At 62.7% G+C, this 20,664-nt stretch carries 23 protein-coding genes; 15 read left to right on the top strand and 8 right to left on the bottom strand.

Features of this window, described 5'->3' with window-relative positions:
• Positions 1-60 precede the first annotated feature (60 nt).
• The 8 genes from E3374_RS05815 to E3374_RS05775 all read left to right on the top strand — a co-directional run bounded on the left by E3374_RS05815 (position 61) and on the right by E3374_RS05775 (position 7,347).
• Positions 61-909: an ethylbenzene dehydrogenase-related protein gene (locus tag E3374_RS05815; protein ID WP_136688075.1), complete on the top strand. Its 849-nt coding sequence runs from the start codon at positions 61-63 to the stop codon at positions 907-909.
• Complete coding sequence (locus E3374_RS05810) at positions 909-1,643, top strand: molecular chaperone TorD family protein (protein ID WP_136688074.1); 735 nt, start codon at positions 909-911, stop codon at positions 1,641-1,643. The genes E3374_RS05815 and E3374_RS05810 overlap by 1 nt, the downstream gene beginning before the upstream one ends.
• The gene (locus E3374_RS05805) at positions 1,643-2,521 is read left to right on the top strand and encodes a hypothetical protein (RefSeq protein WP_136688073.1); all 879 of its coding nucleotides are present in this window, start codon (positions 1,643-1,645) and stop codon (positions 2,519-2,521) included. Before E3374_RS05810 ends, E3374_RS05805 begins: the two co-directional genes overlap by 1 nt.
• Positions 2,514-3,299 (top strand): HEAT repeat domain-containing protein, encoded by a 786-nt coding sequence (locus E3374_RS05800; RefSeq protein WP_136688072.1) that lies wholly within the window; start codon positions 2,514-2,516, stop codon positions 3,297-3,299. Before E3374_RS05805 ends, E3374_RS05800 begins: the two co-directional genes overlap by 8 nt.
• 55 nt (positions 3,300-3,354) lie before the next feature.
• Positions 3,355-3,606 carry a hypothetical protein gene (locus E3374_RS05795; RefSeq protein ID WP_136688071.1) on the top strand — a complete coding sequence of 84 codons (252 nt, stop codon included), beginning with the start codon at positions 3,355-3,357 and terminating at the stop codon, positions 3,604-3,606.
• Between the two features lie 85 nt (positions 3,607-3,691).
• Entirely contained in the window at positions 3,692-4,858 is a 1,167-nt protein-coding gene (locus E3374_RS05790; RefSeq protein WP_136688070.1) for a TIGR04053 family radical SAM/SPASM domain-containing protein, read from the top strand.
• A 459-nt stretch (positions 4,859-5,317) separates the two neighbouring features.
• Positions 5,318-6,040, top strand: coding sequence for a hypothetical protein (locus E3374_RS05780; RefSeq protein WP_136688069.1), 723 nt, complete (start codon positions 5,318-5,320; stop codon positions 6,038-6,040).
• A gap of 38 nt (positions 6,041-6,078) precedes the next feature.
• Entirely contained in the window at positions 6,079-7,347 is a 1,269-nt protein-coding gene (locus E3374_RS05775; protein WP_248299399.1) for a hypothetical protein, read from the top strand.
• 94 nt (positions 7,348-7,441) lie between these two features.
• Here the strand turns inward: E3374_RS05775 and E3374_RS05770 are convergent, their stop codons facing one another.
• Together E3374_RS05770 and E3374_RS05765 are read right to left on the bottom strand one after the other, a co-directional pair.
• On the bottom strand, positions 7,442-8,347 hold the full coding sequence (locus E3374_RS05770; protein WP_136688068.1) for an alpha/beta fold hydrolase: 906 nt from the start codon (positions 8,345-8,347) through the stop codon (positions 7,442-7,444).
• Positions 8,348-8,499: 152 nt separating this feature from the next.
• Positions 8,500-9,156 (bottom strand): helix-turn-helix domain-containing protein, encoded by a 657-nt coding sequence (locus E3374_RS05765; RefSeq protein WP_136688067.1) that lies wholly within the window; start codon positions 9,154-9,156, stop codon positions 8,500-8,502.
• Between the two features lie 115 nt (positions 9,157-9,271).
• Between E3374_RS05765 and E3374_RS05760 the strand changes: the two genes are divergently transcribed.
• Together E3374_RS05760 and E3374_RS18130 are read left to right on the top strand one after the other, a co-directional pair.
• The gene (locus E3374_RS05760; RefSeq protein ID WP_136688309.1) at positions 9,272-10,918 is read left to right on the top strand and encodes an NADH-quinone oxidoreductase subunit D; all 1,647 of its coding nucleotides are present in this window, start codon (positions 9,272-9,274) and stop codon (positions 10,916-10,918) included.
• A 75-nt stretch (positions 10,919-10,993) separates the two neighbouring features.
• On the top strand, positions 10,994-11,203 hold the full coding sequence (locus E3374_RS18130) for a DUF7562 family protein (RefSeq protein WP_449405155.1): 210 nt from the start codon (positions 10,994-10,996) through the stop codon (positions 11,201-11,203).
• A gap of 216 nt (positions 11,204-11,419) precedes the next feature.
• Here E3374_RS18130 and E3374_RS05755 read toward each other — a convergent pair whose 3' ends face one another.
• Positions 11,420-11,719, bottom strand: a complete 300-nt coding sequence (locus E3374_RS05755; RefSeq protein ID WP_136688066.1) for a carboxymuconolactone decarboxylase family protein — start codon at positions 11,717-11,719, stop codon at positions 11,420-11,422.
• A 204-nt stretch (positions 11,720-11,923) separates the two neighbouring features.
• On the opposite strand from E3374_RS05755, the gene E3374_RS05750 reads away from it, so the two are divergent.
• From E3374_RS05750 to E3374_RS05740, 3 genes are all read left to right on the top strand, one after another.
• Positions 11,924-12,436, top strand: a complete 513-nt coding sequence (locus E3374_RS05750; RefSeq protein ID WP_136688065.1) for a permease — start codon at positions 11,924-11,926, stop codon at positions 12,434-12,436.
• The gene (locus E3374_RS05745) at positions 12,433-13,017 is read left to right on the top strand and encodes a permease (protein ID WP_136688064.1); all 585 of its coding nucleotides are present in this window, start codon (positions 12,433-12,435) and stop codon (positions 13,015-13,017) included. Before E3374_RS05750 ends, E3374_RS05745 begins: the two co-directional genes overlap by 4 nt.
• Before the next feature lie 282 nt (positions 13,018-13,299).
• Complete coding sequence (locus E3374_RS05740) at positions 13,300-15,582, top strand: nitric-oxide reductase large subunit (protein ID WP_136688063.1); 2,283 nt, start codon at positions 13,300-13,302, stop codon at positions 15,580-15,582.
• Between the two features lie 89 nt (positions 15,583-15,671).
• Here E3374_RS05740 and E3374_RS05735 read toward each other — a convergent pair whose 3' ends face one another.
• From E3374_RS05735 to E3374_RS05715, 5 genes are all read right to left on the bottom strand, one after another.
• Positions 15,672-16,148: a redoxin domain-containing protein gene (locus E3374_RS05735; protein WP_136688062.1), complete on the bottom strand. Its 477-nt coding sequence runs from the start codon at positions 16,146-16,148 to the stop codon at positions 15,672-15,674.
• A gap of 285 nt (positions 16,149-16,433) precedes the next feature.
• Complete coding sequence (locus tag E3374_RS05730; RefSeq protein WP_136688061.1) at positions 16,434-16,667, bottom strand: DUF2249 domain-containing protein; 234 nt, start codon at positions 16,665-16,667, stop codon at positions 16,434-16,436.
• Positions 16,668-16,736: 69 nt separating this feature from the next.
• Positions 16,737-17,513, bottom strand: coding sequence for an MOSC domain-containing protein (locus tag E3374_RS05725; RefSeq protein WP_136688060.1), 777 nt, complete (start codon positions 17,511-17,513; stop codon positions 16,737-16,739).
• 45 nt (positions 17,514-17,558) lie between these two features.
• Positions 17,559-17,792, bottom strand: coding sequence for a DUF2249 domain-containing protein (locus tag E3374_RS05720; protein ID WP_136688308.1), 234 nt, complete (start codon positions 17,790-17,792; stop codon positions 17,559-17,561).
• A 113-nt stretch (positions 17,793-17,905) separates the two neighbouring features.
• Entirely contained in the window at positions 17,906-18,214 is a 309-nt protein-coding gene (locus E3374_RS05715) for a CGCGG family putative rSAM-modified RiPP protein (protein WP_136688059.1), read from the bottom strand.
• 148 nt (positions 18,215-18,362) lie between these two features.
• Here E3374_RS05715 and E3374_RS05710 point away from each other — a divergent pair, with 148 nt between their 5' ends.
• Complete coding sequence (locus E3374_RS05710) at positions 18,363-19,421, top strand: NAD(P)-dependent glycerol-1-phosphate dehydrogenase (RefSeq protein WP_136688058.1); 1,059 nt, start codon at positions 18,363-18,365, stop codon at positions 19,419-19,421.
• Between the two features lie 146 nt (positions 19,422-19,567).
• On the top strand, positions 19,568-20,626 hold the full coding sequence (locus tag E3374_RS05705) for a glycosyltransferase family 4 protein (RefSeq protein ID WP_136688057.1): 1,059 nt from the start codon (positions 19,568-19,570) through the stop codon (positions 20,624-20,626).
• The last annotated feature ends 38 nt before the right edge of the window (positions 20,627-20,664 follow it).

Genomic DNA, 20,664 nt, shown 5'->3' with positions numbered 1-20,664 from the left:
CGACAGGAAGTTATCCGCAATCTCACCAGACGAGCGAAGCGAGTCTGGGGGTGTTCAACGATGAGTGAAATCGTTCGCGGGAGGCGACCGCTACTCGTCGCCGGCTTGCTCGCGGGGCTGCTTGTCGCAAGCGCCGCGCTCGCGCCGCTGATCGCCGACGCCCGCCCGGCCAGGGAGATCCCCGTTGAGGACGTCGAGGAGTCGCTGGCTGACCCAGGTGCCGAGGGCTGGAGCGACGTCCCAGCGGCAACCGTGCCGCTGGCGAGTGCGCCCAGCGGCGTTCCGAACGCCGACGACACGACCGTCCGCGAGGTAGAGGTCGAGGCAGCACAGACCGACCAACGGCTGTTCGTCCGCCTGCGCTGGGCCGATCCGAGTGACGATCGCTCGGCGAGTTCGCCGCGTGCATTCGCCGACATGGCGGCGCTGCAGTTCCCGGTCAACGCGACGACCCAGCCGGCGATCGCGATGGGCAGCGCGAACAACCTCGTGAACGTCTGGCAATGGTCGGCGACCAACAACACCCAGGAACTGCTCGCCGGTGGTCCCGGAACGACGACTGTCTTCCAGCAGCCAGAAGTGAGTACGCAGGCCGCACGGAGTACAGTCGGCGAAGGGGACGGCTGGAGTGTCGTCTTCACGCGGGATCTGGACACCTCGGTCGACAATCGGACACAACTCGCCGCTGACGCAGACGTAAGCGTCGCCGTCGGAATCTGGAACGGCGAGAACAGCGAGCGTGCCGGCCAGAAGGCCGTCAGCGAGTGGTACTACTTCCCGTTCGGACCCGACGACGGCGGTGCGCCCTTCCAGACGATTCTCTGGGCCGTCGCCGGCGTCGCGATCGCGCTGGTGATCGCCGTCACTGCGATCAGCGTCCGGCGGACCCGAGAGGAGGGTGAATCGTGATGAGCGATACGAACACCGCTGTGGACCCGCGCGGGGACGATCGACTCGATCCCCACGACGTGCGGGCCGATCCGGCCGCACGGGGCGTCCTCTATCAGACTCTCACCCGGGCGTTCGAGCACCCAACCGAGGAACTCCACACCAGTCTCGCCGACGGCCAGATAGCGGACGGACTCCGCGAGACCGTCACGAAGACGTCCCTCGACGTCTCCGTACCGGATCTCGCTCCGGGGGAAGACTACGAGAATCTCAGCGCCCGGTACAACCGGCTGTTCGCTCTCGGGATGGCGGCTGTGACCGACCGAACAGACGGGTCAGTCGAGACGGAGGGGCCGGTCGTCTCGCTGTACGAGTCCGGCCATCGCGACGACGCGACCTGGGAGACGGTCAACGTCGATCTGGCGCGTGCCTACGAGTACTACGGCCTCTCGGTCGACGAAGACGAGCGCGACCACCACGACAATCTCGGCCTGCAACTCGAGTTCGCAGGCTATCTCGCCCGCCGGGAAGCACTCGGCGAGGACGACGCCGCGGCCGCACGCCGGGATTTACTGGATCGACATTTGACAGTCTTCGCGGCGTCGTTGCGCGAGGAACTCGCCGAGATGGATGCCGCTGGCGTCTACGCCGATCTGGCGCTCCTCCTCGATCGAGTGCTCGCAGCGGATCACGCGGACCTGGCTGACGGACTCGATTCGGCGTCGACGACTGACGAACGCGAGGTGACCTGGTGATGAGCGGGCGAGTCGCAGCCCTGGACTCTCTCGGCGTGCCGACGACCCTTCGCGAGACGGAGAGCAACGGAATGGACCGGGAAGTCCTCGCCACACCGGCCGTCCTGGCGACAGCGACGTTGTTCGGCGTCCGGATCGCTATCAACGCCCGTGGGGCGATCCCGATCGATCTGGTCGCGCTCCAGGAGTGGCTCGTTCCCCTAACAGCGCTCGTCTGTGCAGGTTCACTACTCGCGATCGCTGTTCTGGATGGCGAAGGCCACGAGACGGTCGGGCTGGCCTTCGTCGGCGTCTTCGGCATGGCCGGAACGATCGCCCGACCGGCATACGTCCCTGCCGTCGTGGCGATCGTCGCCGGCACGGCCCTCGCGACGGGAGATCGACTCCTCGCGGTCAGGGATCGTCGGCTCGGCCCGACGTTGGTCGCGTCACTCCTCGTCTGTGGACTGACCGCCTCCCTGATCGGAACCTTCGGTATCGAGCCTGCCACGACCCGCTCGGTCGGCTCGCAGTTGACGTTGCTGGGGATCGCCGGGACGCCGGTGTTTCTCGCGCGCGGTCGCGCGGATTGGCTGTTCGGTGCGCTGGGAGCCGGTCTGCTGGTCGCACTTGGTGTGATCGCCCCGTTCCTGCTCGGCGCGACTGGGCTGGTCGCGGGCGCGATCGTCGGCGCGTCGGTCCCCGTTATGGCGCTTGCCGTCGGCGGACTGACGACGACCGCGAGCGCCGCACTGCGGAGGCGCCACCACGCTGCCGCGCTCGGCACGGGATTGTTGCTGTTCGCGGGGATCCCCGCGACGGTCCCCCGTGCCCTCGCGCTTGTGCTCGCTCTGGCTCTGCTGGTCGGAGCACTCCCCGGAGGTGTGATAGATGCCTGAGCGCGACGACGACCCGATATCGGAACGCAGCCCAGACCCAGAGGGGTACCATCCGGACGTTACTGTCAGCCGTGACGACGTGAAGATGGGCGAGGCGAGCGAGGCCGACTTCGCGGCGGCGGACACCGATCCCGTCGCCGACGAGAGCGAGACGGATCTGCTCGAACGACTGAACGGAGACGATGCGACCGAGCGCCAGCGGGCCGTCCTGGCACTGGCCGAGCGCGATCCGGGAGAGGACGCGCTCGCAGTATTGGCCGACCTCGCGGCTGACGATCCCGAACCGCTCGTCCGGCAGTTCGCCGTCGAGGCGCTCGGTGATCTGGCGGAGTCGACGCCGGACGCAGTCGTAGCTGCCGCCGACGACCCCGACCCGTGGGTTCGCGCAGAGACGATCGTCGCTCTCGATCACCTCGATCGAGAGAGACACGCCGAACGGATCGCGGCTGCACTAGAAGACGACCACCATGCAGTCCGGCGAAACGCCGTCATCTCGCTGTGGAAAGGTCGGGGCGATGACGCCCTGGAGGCACTGCTCGCACTGACGGACGACGAGTCCGACCGGGTTCGGGAGTGGGTCGCCGAACTACTCGGGCGGATCGAGCACCCGGACACCGAAGGCGCTCTGGATGACCTCCGGGACGACGATGAGTCTGTCGTCGCCAAGACCGCAGCGCACGCACTGGATGGAAGCGACTCGATGTCGGGACCGCCCGGCGGAATGGCTCCCGATGGAGCCGACCCGACGGGATCGCGTGACCGACCCCCACAACTCTGATCATGACACTTCCGACGACGGCCTCCCGCGATCGCACGTGCCCCGACTTCCAATCATGACCACCGAGACCATCTCGACGGAAGTCAGGCGGACGCTCGACACGCTCATCGAAGACAGAGCCGACGATCCCGTCGAACTGTTGTTCGTCGGCCCGAACGCGGTCTGGCTGATCGTCGATCCCGACCGGATCGAAAGCGAAGACGCCATTATCGACGTGTTCCACGCTCTGGATTCTATTCCGGAGGTAAAAACCCTCTACGTCGCACGAGCCGACATCACGAAGGCAGACCGAGCCCACGTTCACTGACCGGCAGACGAACGTGTTCGGGGAGATGGATTTGACCGGCGAGTGAAAGTCCCGTATATGGATCGCTACGACGGGACGTACGGGGATGGATCTCGACGGGTGTCGGTACTGCGACCGGGAGGTGACTGACGTGCGACCGACCGACGTGGACCCGAGCGAGCGGCCGGTGGTACTCATCTGGGAACTTACCCAGGCTTGCGACCTGGCTTGCAAACACTGCCGGGCCGAAGCCGAGGATCTCCGCCATCCCGACGAACTCACGACGGAGGAGGGCAAGCAACTACTGGCGGACGCAACCGAGTTCGGTGACGACCAACTGGTTGTTCTCTCGGGCGGCGACCCGCTCTATCGGGATGACGTGGCCGAACTCGTCGAATACGGCACCGACCAGGGACTCCGGATGACGCTCACCCCGAGCGGCACGGCATCGCTGACCCCAGAGCGGATCGACGACCTCGCCAGTGCCGGCCTTCGGCGGATGGCGGTGAGTCTGGACGGCCCTGACGCCGAGTCTCACGACGAGTTCCGACAGGAGGACGGGAGTTTCGAGCAGACGATCGCGGCCGCTCGTGCCGCGCGCGATCGTGGCCTGCCCCTGCAGGTCAACACGACTGTCTGCGGGGAGACGGTCGACGACCTGCCGGCAATCGCCGATCTGGTGGCCGATCTCGGCGCGGTGTTGTGGTCGGTGTTCTTCCTCGTCCCGATCGGTCGCGGGACGGTGCTCGATCCGATCACGCCCGATCGTGCTGAGGAAGCCATGGAGTGGCTGACAGGCGTCCAGCGCGAGGCCGAGTTCGGGATCAAAACGACCGAAGCACCTCACTATCGACGGGTCGCACTCCAAAAGCGACAGGTGGGTTCGGGTGGCGAGCCGCCCGCGGGTGGGAAACCCGACTCCTCAAGTGGCGATCGTTCGACCGGGATCACCGCCGGCAACGGCTTCGCGTTCGTTAGCCACACTGGTGAGGTGTTCCCGTCGGGCTTTCTCCCCGAATCAGCCGGCAGCGTTCGTGACCGGACCGTTGTCGACATCTACCGGAACGCCGAGTTGTTCGAACGACTCCGCGATCCCGACGAACTCTCGGGAAAGTGCGGAACCTGTGAGTTCCGGTTTGTCTGTGGCGGCAGTCGCTCACGGGCGTTTGCGACCACGGGCGACCCCATGGCGAGCGACCCACTGTGTGGATACGTTCCCGACGGCTACGACGGACCGCTACCCGAGAGCATGGCAGAAAATCCGGCCGATTGAATCCCGTCGAGTCGTTTGGCTACCCCTCTCGAAAGCACGCTTGCCTGAGTCGGTCGAGTTCCTCGTATCCCGCAAACCGATCCCAGACAACCAGCAAGCTCGGCAAGGACGGAGACTGCCGCGAGGAATGCAGAGACGGCCGTGAGCGAGGTTTTCTCTTCGATCGAAACCGCCCGCGACTGTACTTACGTCGGAACCGACCGAGTTGTCTCCGCTTGGATCCCGTGAGCTGGGTGGCCTTGCCATCGGTCTTCCAGCCGGTCTCCGTCGAAACCCCTCGATCGTGTCTCGTCGGCGTGAGTGTCCCCCAGTGCGTTCCGGATTCGTCTGGTCGTCGAACGAGCGCCACTCCAGTCGAATGCTCAAACGAGCAAATGGAAACGGAGGGGACTGGCTAGTGTTGTGCAGATAGACAGATGAATGCCTTTTTCACTCGGTCTGTCCGACACGCCCCTAGACATGGTCCCCCTGACACGTCGAAGCTTCCTCCACGGAGCCACAGGGCTCACTGCCGTCCTTGCTGGATGTAGTGGGCTTGGCGGTGATTCCGCTGAATCGACGGCCACGCCAACACGCGTCGCCACTGAAAACGATCCTGCGCACGGATCGACGACGGATCCGGAGTCTCTCCTCCTTCGCGTCGATACCGATCGCCCGCCGGTGTGGCTTGCCGAGTCGGACGGTGAACCCGGCGGTCGTCCGACCGCAAACGAGCGTGATCGCTGGCGTGATTCCATCATCGTCGACGATTCGACCCGCGCTGATCGTCTCAAAGTTGCTGAAAACATCGACCGTGAACGGGTCGGGTCGTTCTTCGGGGCGACTGACTTTGCGACCGAGACGGTGTACGTCGAAATGGGCGAGATCGAGGAGTGTTTCCGTCTCGAACTCTGCCATGTCAGCTGGTCAGCAACCGAGATTTCGACGGATTACACTCGTCGGAGTCGACCATATACGGATCGCTGTGAAGCCGACAAGTCGGTCATCGAGGCCCGTCTCATTCGTATTCCCGATTCGATCAAAGCTGACGACGTACACAGCTATTCGTCCTCGATCGGGGCCGGCGCCTGTGATCGACGCCAAGGGGCTGCCAAAGGAGACGGAGGGGCTGGTCCCGCGTCTGTCACCGAGAGTGATACCCGAACAGAAGCGACAACGATCGACGCCGAAGGTGAGGAGTGATGCAGCAAGATAGTGCGTCCACGACAGCGTGGGGCCGAATGACACGCCGTGGGGTGCTGGCCCTGGCCGGTACGACTCTCCTCGCCGGCTGTAACGGCCTCGCGGAGTTAGGAAATGGAGCGGAACCGACGATACGTGCCTATGACTTGCCGGACATCGATCCCGACGAGGATCGGCAGCCAGTTGTGTCCGAATCAGTCCCCGTCGAGATCGCTCCTGACCACTTCGACGCCGCCCGAAACAGGGTCGCGACGCTACTCGCGGAACTTCCGACGCCGCTAGGGCCTGAAGATATCCCGAACGGCCATATCCGCGAGCGCCTCTCCGACGCTGCCAGCAATGCCACGACCGAACTCAATGATGCACGCGACGCTCCGACGGAGCTAACGGCCCTTTCCTCGATCCAGCGGGCCCGTTCCGAAGCTCGGTACGCGGCCGCTGGCTGGGCTGTCGCAAATCGGGGCCTCTCCGTCGAACCTTTTCAGCGAGAGCACAGGCAGGCGGTCTCGGACGCCCGTTCAGTTCGGGATGACTATGAGTACGTCGGGAGCGATCCTGTCCGGGCAGCCCTCGTTCACAGTCGTATCGAGGACCTATTGGCGCGAGTGATCGACGGCCAAACGCCCAGAGCGGAGGAGAATTTCCTTTTGCACGTTGCAGAGTGGGGCGAGACAGCTGAATCAGCACGGGCCCATCTCGACGACGCACGTCATCTCGACGAGCAATTCACTGCATCGCTGTCCGCCGAGGTCGGTACGATCGAGGAGAGGCTCACTGAAGCAGCCGAAACGTTGCTTGCCGATGTCCGGTCGCGAAGCTCGGAACTGCCACCCGAGCCGACCGCCGAAGAGTGGGATCTGCCTGACCGGGTGATCGGTGACCTCCGCCAGGACGCTGATTATGGGATCTCGCGGATCGATGACGCGAACGGGCCGGCCAGTGCCGTGATCGACGCGAATCGACGACTCACCCAGTTCCGGGCATTGGACCGCTTACAGCAGCGTATCGACGATGGTGAACTGTCCCGGCCGGAGAGCGCCGAGGCGGTCCGGGAGATTCGATCGACTGCCTACGACGCGATTACGGCTGCACTTGCGGAGGGTCCGGCACCGGAGCTGACGCGAACGGTCGTTACGAGTGCGGCCTGGCGAGTTGCCAATGCTGACTGGGAACTCGCCCAACACGAGGGCGAGGTGGCTGTTTCGCATCTCGATCCAAGCGTCGTTGATTACGTTATCGCGACGGCAATCGCGCGGGAAGCGTCGGCTGTCTCTCGACAGACAGTCGAGATACTCGAAAATGCGTAACGCTTGGGCACGACTATCCGAAACATCATTTGTACAGTCATATAGAATTGTGCTATTAGTTCCGATTTGAAGCGCGTGGTATCGGATATTCGAGTCAGAGAGGTGTCTCGGACAGATGATTACGCAGCGCTTCTGTCACTTCCTCACGCTCGTGATGGACCCAGTGAGACGTGTCGGGAAACATCTGTAACTGTCCGTTGCCACAGTAATTGACGCTCTTTTCGGCCATCGAGGGGACGAGAGCGATGTCATCTTCGCCCCAACAAATCAGCGTCGGCTGTGGAACAGTGCTGCGGGAGGGGCGTTTTGACCCCCGGAATCCACGATACCAGTTGATCCTCGGTTCGATGCCGGTGTGCTGCCAAGCGGCCTTGTAGCGGGCAATCGTTTCGTCGTCGAACGTCCCAGGATTCGACGTGATTTCGAGTGAGTCGACCATATTGTCCATGTCGTTTCGACCCAGGAGCCATTCGGGGAGTTTCGGCACTTGATAGAACCAAACGTACCAGCTCCGGGCGATTTGTTGGGGACTCGAACGGAGAGTCTCGCGATACACCGTCGGATGTGGGACGTTGCAGATTCCGAGCCGATCAACCATCGAGGGGTGCCGGAGAGCGACGTTCCAGGCGACAAAGCCGCCAAAGTCGTGCCCGACGATGTGGGCCGACTCCCGACCTTCACTCTCGATCAATTCGCAAACGTCCACAGAGAGTGTTGACTGCCGATACGCATCGATGCCGGCGGGTGCATCGCTCAGATTGCAGCCTCGCTGATCCGGGACGACTACACGGAATCCGGCGTCGACGAGCGCGGGTATCTGATCCCGCCAGCCGTACCAGAAATCGGGATGGCCGTGCAGCAGGATGACTAATGGTGCGTCGGCGTTGCCAGCGGCTACGACGTGTAACTGGACATCGTTGATATCCCGATAGGTGGATTCGACATCGTGGTGGGCGAGGAGCGATGCATCCGTTTTGATGCGTGATTTCGTGACAGACATTGGTAGTGGATCGAATCGGTAACGTGTCGGTTCCCAGACGCCGAACTGGAGCAGTGAGGCAAAATACATGGTGGCACAGTGTCTGCCGACTGCCACACTGGTGAGGGTTCTTTTAAGTAACGTGGCGATCCGGATCGTGTCGGGCGAGAGAGTTAGGAGACGATCTCGCGAAACACCCGTTCCTCGGCTTTCCGGAGATGTTCGCCGACCGTTCCGGGTGCGATTCCGACGACATCACTGATGTCTTCGAGTGACGCCTGTCGCGGTTCGCGATAATATCCCAGATCGACTGCCGTCTCGATGACTTCTTCTTGTCGAGATGTAATCACCCTGCTGAATGACGAACCATCGGTCTCGTACTCTCCAGTTTCGAGAACTTCGATCGTCATGTAGTCGACCGTCTCGGCGTATTCGTACAGTTCGCTGAATATCTCGTCGGTCCCGAGATACGTGACCTTGAGGTTGTCCTCGGACGTGAAGAGGATCGGTGTGTCGACCACCAGCAACGACTCTCGCTGAAGTTCCAACGCCCAGTGGATCTCCTCGGTCGGTTCGAATTGACTGACAGCCATCCAGCGCTCTTCGCCCGCGGTTAGATACTCAAGGACCTGTGGCGACTCCTCCATGATTTCCCGATACCGGTCTTGACTGCCACTTGCCTCGGCAAACAGCAATACGGTATCGTCACCAAGCAGTTCGACGTGATGAATAGCTCGCCGCTTGATGGACGGCTCGGCCGTAAGCTGCCCACCGAGCGGGTGGAAGGCCCCGTCTCCCTCTGGCTTGACCAGCAGTGAGAGATATCGCATGCCATGACTTGGAGCGCGTCGAAGTAAATCGCCACGGATACTCGATATATAAATTGCAACACTGGTGAGGCAGGTCGCCTACTGTCCGACGCCGAGAATTGCCACCCAGCAGACGATGCAACAGCAACGACGTTCGACCGCCCAACAGTTCGTGGACGAGGCGGTCACAGCCCTCCCTGACGACGCCATCGTCGGGCTTGAATCCCACAAGAACGCCCCTGCGTTCGTCATTCGAGCCGATCGCGTCCAGACAGTTCTCTCGACACTTCGCTCGAAGATGGGTTTCGACCACTGTTCGTGTGTGACTGCCCAGGAGTACCACGACCGCTTCGAAACGGTGTATCACCTCACGAGCTACCACGACCGAACGCGTGAACTATCGGTCGTCGTCCCGACGACGAAGGACGATCCCGTTAGCGAGTCAGCCGCGCCGGTTTACCGGACAGCCGATTGGCATGAACGAGAAGCCTACGATTTACTCGGTATCGAATATGAGGGCCATCCAGACCTGCGCCGGCTTCTCTTGCCGGACACCTGGCAAGGTCATCCACTTCGGGAGGACTACGACCGGACTACTTCTCAGATCGTGCCGGTACGCGAACACGCCAACCCGTTGCAGGAGGACGCTCGGGACGAGAAATCGGATACGATGTTCATCAACATCGGACCTCACCATCCCTCAACGCACGGCGTCCTTCACCTGGAGACGACGCTTGACGGTGAGGAAGTGGCCGATGTCGAGCCCGATATCGGCTACATCCATCGATGCGAAGAGCAGATGTGTCAGCAGGGCACCTACCGCCACCAGATCATGCCCTATCCTGACCGCTGGGACTGGGGCGGCGCGGGCCTGCTCAATGAGTGGGCCTACGCTCGCGTCATAGAGGACCTTGCAGATGTCGACGTGCCCGAGTACGCCCAACTCCTCCGGACGATGAGCGCCGAGTTGTCGCGGATCCTCTCGCACTTCCTGGCGACCGCGATGTACGCGCTGGACGTCAGCGGCGAGTTCACCGCCACCTTCATGTATGGGTTCCGGGATCGAGAAATTGTTCAGGATATTCTGGAGGATCTGACCGGTCAGCGGCTCATGTTCAACTATTTCCGGATCGGAGGCGTCGCCTGGGATGTCCCCGAACCGCGCGAGACGTTTTTCGAGGAGGTGCGCGCGCTCACTGACGATATACCGCAGAAACTCGATGAATACCACAAACTGTTGACAAGTAATGAGGTCTTCCAGTCCCGCTGTCTCAACACCGGTGAACTGCCACCAACGGTCGCAAAGCAGTACGGAGCGACCGGCCCAGTCGCTCGCGGCTCCGGTATCGACTACGATCTTCGGCAGGACGATCCGTACGGGTACTACGACCGCCTCGAGTGGGATGTCGTCACCGACGACGGCTGTGACAACTTCTCTCGCGTACTCGTCCGACTACAGGAGATCGAGGAGTCGGCAGCTATCGTGAACCAGTGCGTCGACCTGCTGGAAGACTGGCCCGAGGACGATCGGACGATCCAGGCCAATGTGCCCCGCACGCTGAAACCGTCCGGCGAATGCTACCGGGCCGTCGAGGGTGCCAAGGGCGAACTCGGAATCTACATCCGTGCCGACGGCACCGAGAAACCCGCACGGTTCAAGATTCGCGGCCCGTCGTTCTCGAATCTCCAGGCGCTCCCGGAGATGGCAAAGGGCGAGTACGTCGCCGACCTCGTTGCCACCATCGGGAGCCTCGACGCCATCATGGGAGAGGTGGACCGATGATGATGACTGCCGCCACGTTGTGGCCGACAACGACCGGCCAACCGACGGGCGCGACACCTGGGTGAGCCGGTGAAGATGACTGCCTCCAGGCCGTGGGGGAACGTCGCCGACCAACAGGTGACGTGTATCGCTTCCGTCGAGACATTCGACCGTGAGGATGCACACGAATACGACAAACACGGCGATCGCTGGAATTGCGATCGAAGGAGTTCGAATCCCTCACTAAGCACCGTCACCGCGAATGCTGTCAACAGAACCGCGACTGCTTCGAGCAGACGCTTGTGACAGCGCGATTGGCGATGCGAGATCCGAGATTACTGGTGTCGAGAAACGCGATCCGTAAGACCCTATCTGGCTTCCTTCGGAGACAGAGACCCGCTTGCTCGTTAAAACTGGGAGACTGTCTTCGGTGAGGTGATACGTTGGCTCTCGCAGACGAGCCTAACAAAACTTGGATGGACAAACTATGCGACGTTTGCTATGATACCCCCACGGTGTCGATTACTTCAAGGCCGCACTGCCGGTCGCGAGACCCTGAAACCCGCTCGTCATCGTCACGACCTCGATCGTTTCCAGAATCTCCGCTTCGGAGGCCCCTGCCGACCGCGCTTGCTCCGCGAGGTTCTCGACGCCTTCCTCGTGACCCGCCGCCGCGTCGAGGGCCATCATGACCAAGAGCTTCATTTTGGGAGGGAGCTCACCGTCAGTGAGCGCCTGTTCGAATGCCTCTCCAACTGGTTCACCGAATTCCGGATCCGCTTCGATCAACTGGTCGAGAAATTCTGGCGTTTCGTCCGACATCGGGACGATTTGGTGGGTGTCCGACCAAAATATCTTTCCCCTTTTGTATACCTCTGAAAAACTCGGCGCTCCAGTCGGCAGATATCCTCGAACGCCGGACTCAACTGGCAGGTCCGGACGTTCGCTATGGTGTCTCCTGCTTTCGAGAGCGGAGCGACCAGCATATCGTGTCGTTTTATCCGGCACTCGTCGTACGGCATGACAATGGCGTCAACACTGGATCTGCTGCTCGGTAGCGGTCCCGGACAGCGTGCGGTCGTCCTCGGTGCAGTAACCATGTACCTCTACCTGTTTGTGAAACGCCCGACCGATGCGATCGAAGCGATCAAGAACGGACTGAAACTGTTCGCTCGGATGTTCACACTCATCCTCGCCGCCCTGTTGCTAGCGTCGGCGATCGGAGCGTTGATCCCGGCCGAGACGGTCCAGCAGATCCTCGGTGACACAGCGGGCGTCGGTGGGGCGATCGTCGCTGGCGTGGTCGGCGGTGGTCTCCCGGGCGGTCCCTACGCAGTCTACCCGATCGTGAGCGGCGTCCAGGCGGCGGGTGCCGGGATCGCCGCCGTTCTCGCACTGTTGATCGGCTACGGGATGATCGGCATTGGACGGGTCCCGTACGGCCTCGTGTTCTTCGACACGAAGACGGTCGCGCTCAGGCTCGGAATCGCCGTGCCGGCCACTGTGATGATCGCTGCGGGGGTGTATCTCGCCGTATGAGTCTTCGAGAATGGATCGACGGCACGGATCTCTTTGGCGTGATCGATCTCGTCTTCGGCCGACAGTGGGGCCAGCGTATCGTCGTGATCGGTGCGATCGTCGTCTACGCCTGGCTCGCACTCAGCGACCCTGCCACTGCACAGGCAAGCGCCGTCTCGGGGGTCGGGACTTTCGTGCAGATGTTTACGCTCATCCTCGCGTCGCTGCTTATCGCCAGTGCGATAGAGACGCTCCTTCCCAGGGATGCACTCGCCGGGTTGATCGGTGACGGCGCAGGAGCGCGTGGCGTGATCCTGTCCGGGTTGATCGGCGGCCTTCTCCCGGGTGGTCCCTACGCCACGTACCCGATCATCCGGGGCGTTGCCGATCGTGGCGCAAGCTATCCCGCGATGCTGATGATGTTGATCGGGTATAGTCTGATTGGGCTCGGTCGTGTGCCCTTTGGACTCGCGTTCTTCGGGATCGAGATCGTCATCGCCCGGGTCGTGATCGCCGTGGGGGCTACGGTGGTTCTCTCGCTGCTCGTCTATGCGCTGGCTCAAACTGACATTGGTGGCCGAGTGCTCTCCTTTGAGCAGTAAGACCGGCGGTGCACTCTCGACTCGACGCCAACCCAACACAGACGAGCGGCCAAAATGGATTCCCATTCCCGAATAGATCCGTTTCGCGGCCAGGTCAGAGCGATCGGTTTCACCCAAAGTGGGTTGGGCGGTCGAGAACTATCCAGTCGGCTCGAAATGGTTCTCAGAAGGATACTTTTTTGGCTGGCTTAAAAACTACCGCGGGAATATCTTCCCACCCATACCCACCGTCTGAGAATCGTCCGGATAGTCGAATACTGGCGTTTCAGAACACCAGTTCGCATGCAACTCACACGCAAAACGATCGCGAAAGTCATCGCGGTCGCGTTCGTCTTCAACCTCGTCGTGATGGGGGCAGGTGCCTGGCTGGCGTACCAGGAAGCCCCGCCGATTCCCGAACAGATCGTCGGCCCCGACGGCGAGACCGTCGTTACCGATCAACAGATCCAGGACGGCAAGGCACAATTCCAGCAGAACGGCCTGATGAACCACGGATCGATCCTCGGCAACGGCGCCTATTACGGCCCCGATTACACGGCTGATTCCCTCAACTTAAAGACCCAGTATATGCGGGGTTACTACGCCGAGGAGCGCTACGGGATGGCCTACGAGTCGTTGCCCTCCGAGCGCCAGGCGGCGATCAATGACGTCGTCGAGCAGGACATGAGCGAGGGCTACGGCGGGGGCGACATCGAGTACTCCGCGGCGGAACTCTACGCGCACGAGCAGGTGCGTGAGGAGTACGTCGAGCGCTACCACGAGGGCAGTCACGAGCGCGGCGTGCCTGAAGGCATGATCGAGTCCCCAGAGGACGCACGGGACTTCGCGGACTTCGCCATGTGGACGGCGTGGTTCTCTCACACGGATCGGCCCGGCGGTGACCACTCCTACACCAACGAGTGGCCCTACCAGCCCGGTGCCGGCAACGACGCGACGGGATCGGCGATGACCTGGAGTGTCATCGCCATGATCCTGCTGGTCGCCGGGGCCGGCTTTGCGATCTGGCTGTACAAATCCGTCAGCCTCCCCGAACCGTCCGCCGAGGGGATCTCCGTCCCGAAACCGAGTGACATCGAGATCTTCCCGAGTCAGCGGGCCGCGTTGCGGTTCGTCCCGATCGCGGCCGGTCTCTTCCTGGCACAGGTGTTACTCGGCGGCCTGTTGGCGCACTTTTACATCGAGCGGGCCGGTTTCTTCGGTATCGAGCAGATAGCCGGGGTGTCCATTCTGCAGATCTTGCCCTTCGCTATCGCCAAGACCTGGCACATCGACCTCGGGATCCTCTGGATCGCCACGACCTGGCTCGGAGCGGGACTGTTCCTCCCGCCGCTACTGACCGGCCACGAACCCAAGCGACAGTCCACCTACGTCAACGCGTTGCTCGGGGCGCTCGTGGTGGTCGTTGTCGGCGGGATGGGCGGCATCTGGCTCGGCGCGAACGGCTACCTCGACGGCGCGCTGTGGTGGCTCATCGGCAACGAGGGCCTGGAATATCTGGAAGTCGGCAAGCTCTGGCAGGTCGGCCTGCTCGCGGGCTTCCTGCTGTGGGCCGCGCTCTCGGTCCGTGGGCTGAAGCCGCTGCTCGACCGGGAACCGATCTACGGGTTGGGCCATATGATCCTCTATGCCGGCGGGTCGATCGCGCTGCTGTTCACCGCCGGGTTCATGTTCACACCCACGACCAACATCGCCGTCACGGAGTTCTGGCGCTGGTGGGTCGTCCATATGTGGGTCGAGGGTGCCTTCGAGTTCTTCATCGTCGCCATCATCGGCCTGACGCTGGTGTCGATGAATCTCCTCGATCGACGCAGCGCGGAGAAGGCCGTCATGCTGCAGGCGCTGCTGGTGATGGGCACCGGCGTCATCGGGGTCTCCCATCACTACTGGTGGATCGGCATGCCCGACCTGTGGGTACCCATCGGGAGCGTCTTCTCGACGCTGGAACTCATCCCGCTGGTGTTCATCCTCTATGAAGCCCTGGGCCAGTACCGGGCGATGGACACCGCCGCATTCCCGTACAAACTCCCGTTCACGTTCATTGTCGCCAGCGGCGTCTGGAACTTCGTCGGGGCCGGCGTGCTGGGCTTCTTCATCAACCTCCCGCTGATCAATTACTACGAACACGGTACGTACCTCACGGTCGGCCACGCTCACGCCGCAATGTTCGGCGCGTTCGGGCTCCTCGCGCTGGGGATGGTCACGTACATGCTCCAGCTGTCGATCGAACCGGAGCGCTGGGACGGCTCGTGGTTACGAGCGGCCTTCTGGTGCTGGAACATTGGACTGGCGCTGATGGTGTTCGTCTCGGTCCTGCCAGTCGGATTTATTCAGCTTGAGGAAATCTTCACTGGAACGTACGCCGCCGGACGAAGTCTTGCGTTCTACAACCAGCCACTGATCCAGAACCTGTTCTGGGCGCGCCTGCCCGGTGACACGCTCATCATCCTCGGAACAGTGATCTACGCGGCCGACCTTCTCCGCAAACGGTTCGTCCTCCGGAAGTCATCCGATGATCCCGACGTCGAGGACATGGCCGTCGCGGAAGGGGTCCTGAGCGACGACTGAAAAACACCGAGAGCAGTACTCGCTACGAGGGCATCCCGGACCGGTTCATTCGGCCACTGGGATTACTCGACGATCCGTTGCCGGCAACCTTACGCCGCAGCTTCGACGGCGTCGAGAAGTTCGTCGTAGTCGGGTTCGTTCGTCGGATCGTCAGCCACCCACGCGTAGGTGACGACGCCCTCGTCGTCGAGGACGAAGACGGCACGGTTCGCGATCCCGTGGAGTCCGAGCTCGGGGATGTCGATCGAGAGACCGTAGGCCTCGATTGCGTCACCGGCCATGTCGCTGACGAGGTCGAATTCGAGGTCGTATTCCTCGGCGAACGCGCCCTGAGAGAACGCGGAGTCCGCGCTGATGCCGAACAGTGTCGCCCCTGCCTCCTCGAAACGGTCGTAGTGATCCTGGAGTGCGACCATCTCGTTCGAACACGGCGGGGTGAACGCGCCCGGGAAGAACGCCAGGACGACAGGGCCGTCCCCGAGATGCTCCGCCAGATCGAACGTCTCGTGATCGCTGCCCCTGTACGTCGCTTCGAACGTCGGTGCGGTGTCGCCTGAAGATACCATACCGGATAGTTACAGGATCGCGATCCCTCTAAACCTTCGGCCGAATATACGCTTCGTCGCCACATCCCTCCGTGACCTTGCGGGCCCGTGCCGGAGTCGTGAAACCTACGTTAGGACGGCCGACGGAGCGCCGGGCAAGGGGGAGGGTCGCCGGCGTCAACCTGACGATCCGGACGCACGTCACACATTGCCGATACGTTCGGTATGATTGACTATCACGATGGCGCGGGCGCGCCTCCATTCACATGCCTCGGCTCAGGGTCTGCCGTATCAAAAACGGGGCCGCTACGTTTTGGGTAGCGTCGCGACGAATTCGCCGTCGCCGCGGCGTTCGACGTCATAGTTGTCAGCGTCGAAGGACTCGACTTCCGCCTGGAACTCGTAGAACAGCGGTTTGGGTTCGTGGTCGTTGACAATTTCGAGCGCTTCGCCGCTTTCCAGGTCCTCGAAGGCGTCGTGAATCTTCGGATGGCGTTCCGGTGGCGGGACGTCCCTGAGATCCAGTGTCGTTGCTGGCATATCTGTCGGTCAGGGATATGCCTGTGAAGAGGTTCTCCCGAATATGTTCTCCCAATCAATTGCTCGGGGTCACTCGACGACCTCGACGGGATCGCCATCTACGACCTCCCGTCCTCTGTCGGACTCCGGGATCGACGCGATGAGCATCACCGTGTAGTAGTGATCGAACGCCCCCTCCTCGGCCCATTCAGGGAACGTCTTCTCGCGCATCTCGACGAACCGCTCGCGGAACTCCGGCGTCGGTTCACCGGTGTCAGGATCGCGCTCCGGAACGACACACCGCCCGCAAGGGGTCACGCCCTCGAAGCGGACGCCGTCAACCTCGAAGGCTGGGGCACCTTCGCCGACGAAACGATCCTCCCAGAACGCAGGCACACCCGAGACCTCGACGTTCGCCCGGATGCGTCGACGGACGCCGTCGACAGTCAGTTCGTCGAACCACGACGCGACTTCCGAAAGCGTCGCCGTGCTGACGACCGACGGCCCCATCTCCCGGCGGTCGACGAACCCGAGGGACTCGTCCCGACGTAATCGCAGATTCTTCCCGAAGAACTCGCCGAACCACGTCTCCGCCCGCCGACGGTCCGACTCCGCGTCGAGGTCGAACACTGTCCTGTCGCCGTCCGGTGGCTCGACTGTCAACACGCCATCTTCCGGATCGAAGTCGGTATCCAACTCGTGGACCCGATCGGTCCGCTTGCCGTTGAGCACGTCACCGTCGGCGTCGAAGAGGGCGAACTCACGGTCGTGTTCGAATGTGCCGCCGTCGAGAACGCGGACACTCACAACGTCAATGCCGTCGAGACCCTTCAGCGGATACACGCAGAGTCGTTCGATCGTGGCCATAGGTGCAGTCGGTCCCGTCCCCTCAGAAACCCTTCGACGGTTCGGTCAGGTCCGCCGGATCTCGACGTGGTACTCCTCGGGACTGATTTGTTCGGTCTCGTGGGTGAATCCACGCGTCTCGAGGACGTCGTACAGCGGTTCGGGTTCGAAACTATTGATCAGCAGTAACGATCCGTCGGCGGAAAGTTCTTCGAGTGCGGACATGATGTCGCCGAACGGTTCGCCGTCGATCTCCCGTGCGTCGAGCGTCGATTCGTACGCCTCGGCCTGTTTCTCCATGGCCTCGTTTGGTCTGTGCCCTGTATTCATCCTGTCCCGAACTCGTTCGCCTCCAGATCGGTTCGGGCTGGCCGTCGTCTGGTCGGATCGAGACGTCGCGCGTGACGCGTCAGTCAGGGGATGTGAACCCGGAGAACGTGTCCTCCACAGCCACACTGAGAAACGTACTCCCACGTCAGGTCGTCGTACTCTCGTTCGAGGACGTCATAGAGATAGGTTTCCGGATGACCGTGGGTGGCGTGGGTGACGAGGTTGACGTGATACCCGGATGCAGTGTGTTCGATCGCCGAGAGCGCGTCCTCGACGATCCGGTCGCGATCGTCGGCGTGTGCCTCCAGTTCGAGGTTCGCCGACCACGAGTTCTCGTGAACGGTATCCGCAACCGGCCGGGACTCGGCGTCAGCGCTTTCCGCGTCGATCATACCGATGATCGGGCGCTCCCACCGGAAAGCGTGTCGGCGAACCGGTTCGGCTCCGGAAATGTGGGTCGGAAAGACAGAACGCTTTGACAGAGGGGTCCGGGTTTGGCTGCCGGAAAGGATTATGAACGGCGGCGGCGAGTGTCGGGACATGTTCGAGAAGTCGACGTGGATCCGGTTGCCCCGGAACGTGCTGGTGGGCCACAACGTCCTCGACGAGACCGTCGCCGCCGTCGAAGAACTCCACCTCACCGGCCGGCCGCTGATCGTGACCGGCGAGATCCCCAGAGAGGTGGCGGGCAACGCCGTTCGCGAACAGTTCGAGAACTGGGGTCACGATCCGGCCGAGACGCTCGTCGACGAGGCGAGTTTCGAGGCGGTCCAGCGGGTGATCGACGCGGCCGAGGACGCAGACGCGGATTATCTGATCGGCGTCGGCGGCGGCAAGCCGATCGACATCACGAAGATGGCCGCCGACGAACTCGGCGTCGGGTTCGTCTCGGTCCCGACGGCCGCCAGCCACGACGGGATCGTCAGCGGCCGGGCATCGGTCCCGGAAGAGGACACGCGTCACAGCGTCGCCGCCAACCCGCCGGTGGCGGTCGTCGCCGACACGGGGATCATCGCCGACGCCCCCTGGCGTCTCACCACGGCCGGCTGTGCCGACATCATCTCGAATTACACGGCAGTCAAGGACTGGGAACTCGCACGCCGCCTACAGGACGTCACCTACTCCGAATACGGCGGCGCACTCTCGCGGATGACGGCCGAACTCCTCGTCGAGCACGCGAGTTCGATCAAACAGGGGCTGGAAGAGTCGGCATGGATGGTCGTGAAGGCCCTGGTCTCCTCCGGGGTTGCCATGTCGATCGCCGGGAGCTCCCGACCGGCCTCCGGCGCCGAACACCTCTTCTCTCACCAGCTCGACCGGTTGGTGCCCGGCCAGGCGTTACACGGCCATCAGGTCGGCGTCGGGGCCATCATGGTCGAATACCTTCACAGCGGGGAGAACGGCGAGTGGCGCGACATCCGGGACGCCCTTGGGGCCATCGGCGCGCCGACGACGGCCGCGGAACTCGGGATCGACGAAACGACGGTGATCGAGGCGTTGACGACCGCTCACGAGATCCGTGATCGCTACACGATACTTGGCAACGGAATGAACGAACCGGCCGCCCGCGAGGCAGCCGCGGTCACCGGCGTGATCTGAACCCGGGGCCGGTACCGAGCCGTCTTCGGCGGCCGACGACTTCGTACGGCGGTCGTTCAGCTGAATCGAGTACGGTTTCGAAACGCTGTGTAGATGAAGCCACCGAAGACGGGGGCTTTTTGCCACCGGCCCTACTCGGCGGACGTATGCGGGTCGCCTTCGTGTCGATGACCACGACCCGTCATCGGGACACCGAGGGAAACCGACGACTGGAACGCCTCGCCCACCAGCTCGCCGACCGGGGCCACGATGTCACCGTCTTCTGTGCGGCCTGGTGGGACGACTACCGCGACAAACGGACGATCGAGGGTGTCACCTATCACGGCGTGACCGTCTCGCCAGCACCGACTTCCTTCGCGGCACGACTCCCCGTCCTGCTGGCTCGCTACCGGCCGGACGTGATCCACGTCCGACCCCGTCCGCCGCGAGCCGTCTTCGCAGCCAGTTCCGGAGGGACGCTCGCGCGCGCGCCGCTCGTCCTCGAATGGTACGGCGACGAGGAGTTGGCCGACTCACGGACTGTGAGACTCCTCCTCCGGGAAGCGACCGCCGTGGTCACGCCCTCGGAGATGGTCAGGACGCAGGTCCGCGAGCGAGACGTCGCGGACGAACGGTCCCACGAGATCCCCGACGGGATCGACTTCTCGCTGATCGAGGATACCGAACCCGGCGAGGAGATCGAAGTCGCCTTCGCCCATCCGCTCGACGAGGCGGCCAACCTCGACAGCCTCCTGCTGGCGCTGGCGGAGTTGCGCGGCCGGGACTGGTCGGTGACAGTCGTCGGTGACGGGCCGCTCCGGCCCGACTACGAACGACAGGCCGCCGATCTCCGGATCGACGACCGCATCACATTCGCCGGGGAATGCAGCCAGCAAGAGCGCATCGCCATCTATCGCGGTGCCCACACCTTCGTCCAGACGGCCTATCGGGAGTACTTCGCCCGCGAGTTGCTTCGAGCGCTCGCCGCGGGCTGTGTCGGTATCGTCGAGTATCAGGCCGAGTCCAGCGCCCACGAACTCATCGAGAACCACCGCCGGAGTTTTCGCGTCACCGATCCCCAGGAATTGGCCGATGCGATCGTCGAGTCGGGCGATCTGGAGCGGCGCACGATCGACGAGGACTTCGCTCGCTTCGACCACCGTCAGATCCTGGAGGCGTATCTCGACCTCTACCGCGACGTGCAGGAGTCACACGGGGTCCTCTGAGGACGGGATTGTTCCTCGGGATTGTTCCGAACTATTAT

The organism is Halorhabdus amylolytica, assembly GCF_004944975.1.
Taxonomy (GTDB): domain Archaea; phylum Halobacteriota; class Halobacteria; order Halobacteriales; family Haloarculaceae; genus Halorhabdus; species Halorhabdus amylolytica.
Note: the sequence above shows the minus strand (reverse complement) of the source record. Positions and strands in the feature narration are given on the sequence as shown.

Excerpts from the sequence above, each read along its gene's own strand:
- E3374_RS05760 (WP_136688309.1), top strand. The coding sequence starts at position 9,272 with ATGCAACAGCAACGACGTTCGACCGCCCAACAGTTCGTGGACGAGGCG.
- E3374_RS05770 (WP_136688068.1), bottom strand. The coding sequence starts at position 8,347 with ATGTCTGTCACGAAATCACGCATCAAAACGGATGCATCGCTCCTCGCC.
- E3374_RS05735 (WP_136688062.1), bottom strand. The coding sequence starts at position 16,148 with ATGGTATCTTCAGGCGACACCGCACCGACGTTCGAAGCGACGTACAGG.
- E3374_RS05810 (WP_136688074.1), top strand. The coding sequence starts at position 909 with ATGAGCGATACGAACACCGCTGTGGACCCGCGCGGGGACGATCGACTC.
- E3374_RS05710 (WP_136688058.1), top strand. The coding sequence starts at position 18,363 with ATGTTCGAGAAGTCGACGTGGATCCGGTTGCCCCGGAACGTGCTGGTG.
- E3374_RS05815 (WP_136688075.1), top strand. The coding sequence starts at position 61 with ATGAGTGAAATCGTTCGCGGGAGGCGACCGCTACTCGTCGCCGGCTTG.
- E3374_RS05725 (WP_136688060.1), bottom strand. The coding sequence starts at position 17,513 with ATGGCCACGATCGAACGACTCTGCGTGTATCCGCTGAAGGGTCTCGAC.
- E3374_RS05750 (WP_136688065.1), top strand. The coding sequence starts at position 11,924 with ATGGCGTCAACACTGGATCTGCTGCTCGGTAGCGGTCCCGGACAGCGT.
- E3374_RS05780 (WP_136688069.1), top strand. The coding sequence starts at position 5,318 with ATGGTCCCCCTGACACGTCGAAGCTTCCTCCACGGAGCCACAGGGCTC.
- E3374_RS05720 (WP_136688308.1), bottom strand. The coding sequence starts at position 17,792 with ATGGAGAAACAGGCCGAGGCGTACGAATCGACGCTCGACGCACGGGAG.
- E3374_RS05765 (WP_136688067.1), bottom strand. The coding sequence starts at position 9,156 with ATGCGATATCTCTCACTGCTGGTCAAGCCAGAGGGAGACGGGGCCTTC.
- E3374_RS18130 (WP_449405155.1), top strand. The coding sequence starts at position 10,994 with ATGACTGCCTCCAGGCCGTGGGGGAACGTCGCCGACCAACAGGTGACG.
- E3374_RS05800 (WP_136688072.1), top strand. The coding sequence starts at position 2,514 with ATGCCTGAGCGCGACGACGACCCGATATCGGAACGCAGCCCAGACCCA.
- E3374_RS05745 (WP_136688064.1), top strand. The coding sequence starts at position 12,433 with ATGAGTCTTCGAGAATGGATCGACGGCACGGATCTCTTTGGCGTGATC.
- E3374_RS05755 (WP_136688066.1), bottom strand. The coding sequence starts at position 11,719 with ATGTCGGACGAAACGCCAGAATTTCTCGACCAGTTGATCGAAGCGGAT.
- E3374_RS05790 (WP_136688070.1), top strand. The coding sequence starts at position 3,692 with ATGGATCTCGACGGGTGTCGGTACTGCGACCGGGAGGTGACTGACGTG.
- E3374_RS05805 (WP_136688073.1), top strand. The coding sequence starts at position 1,643 with ATGAGCGGGCGAGTCGCAGCCCTGGACTCTCTCGGCGTGCCGACGACC.
- E3374_RS05775 (WP_248299399.1), top strand. The coding sequence starts at position 6,079 with ATGACACGCCGTGGGGTGCTGGCCCTGGCCGGTACGACTCTCCTCGCC.
- E3374_RS05715 (WP_136688059.1), bottom strand. The coding sequence starts at position 18,214 with ATGATCGACGCGGAAAGCGCTGACGCCGAGTCCCGGCCGGTTGCGGAT.
- E3374_RS05730 (WP_136688061.1), bottom strand. The coding sequence starts at position 16,667 with ATGCCAGCAACGACACTGGATCTCAGGGACGTCCCGCCACCGGAACGC.
- E3374_RS05740 (WP_136688063.1), top strand. The coding sequence starts at position 13,300 with ATGCAACTCACACGCAAAACGATCGCGAAAGTCATCGCGGTCGCGTTC.
- E3374_RS05795 (WP_136688071.1), top strand. The coding sequence starts at position 3,355 with ATGACCACCGAGACCATCTCGACGGAAGTCAGGCGGACGCTCGACACG.
- E3374_RS05705 (WP_136688057.1), top strand. The coding sequence starts at position 19,568 with ATGCGGGTCGCCTTCGTGTCGATGACCACGACCCGTCATCGGGACACC.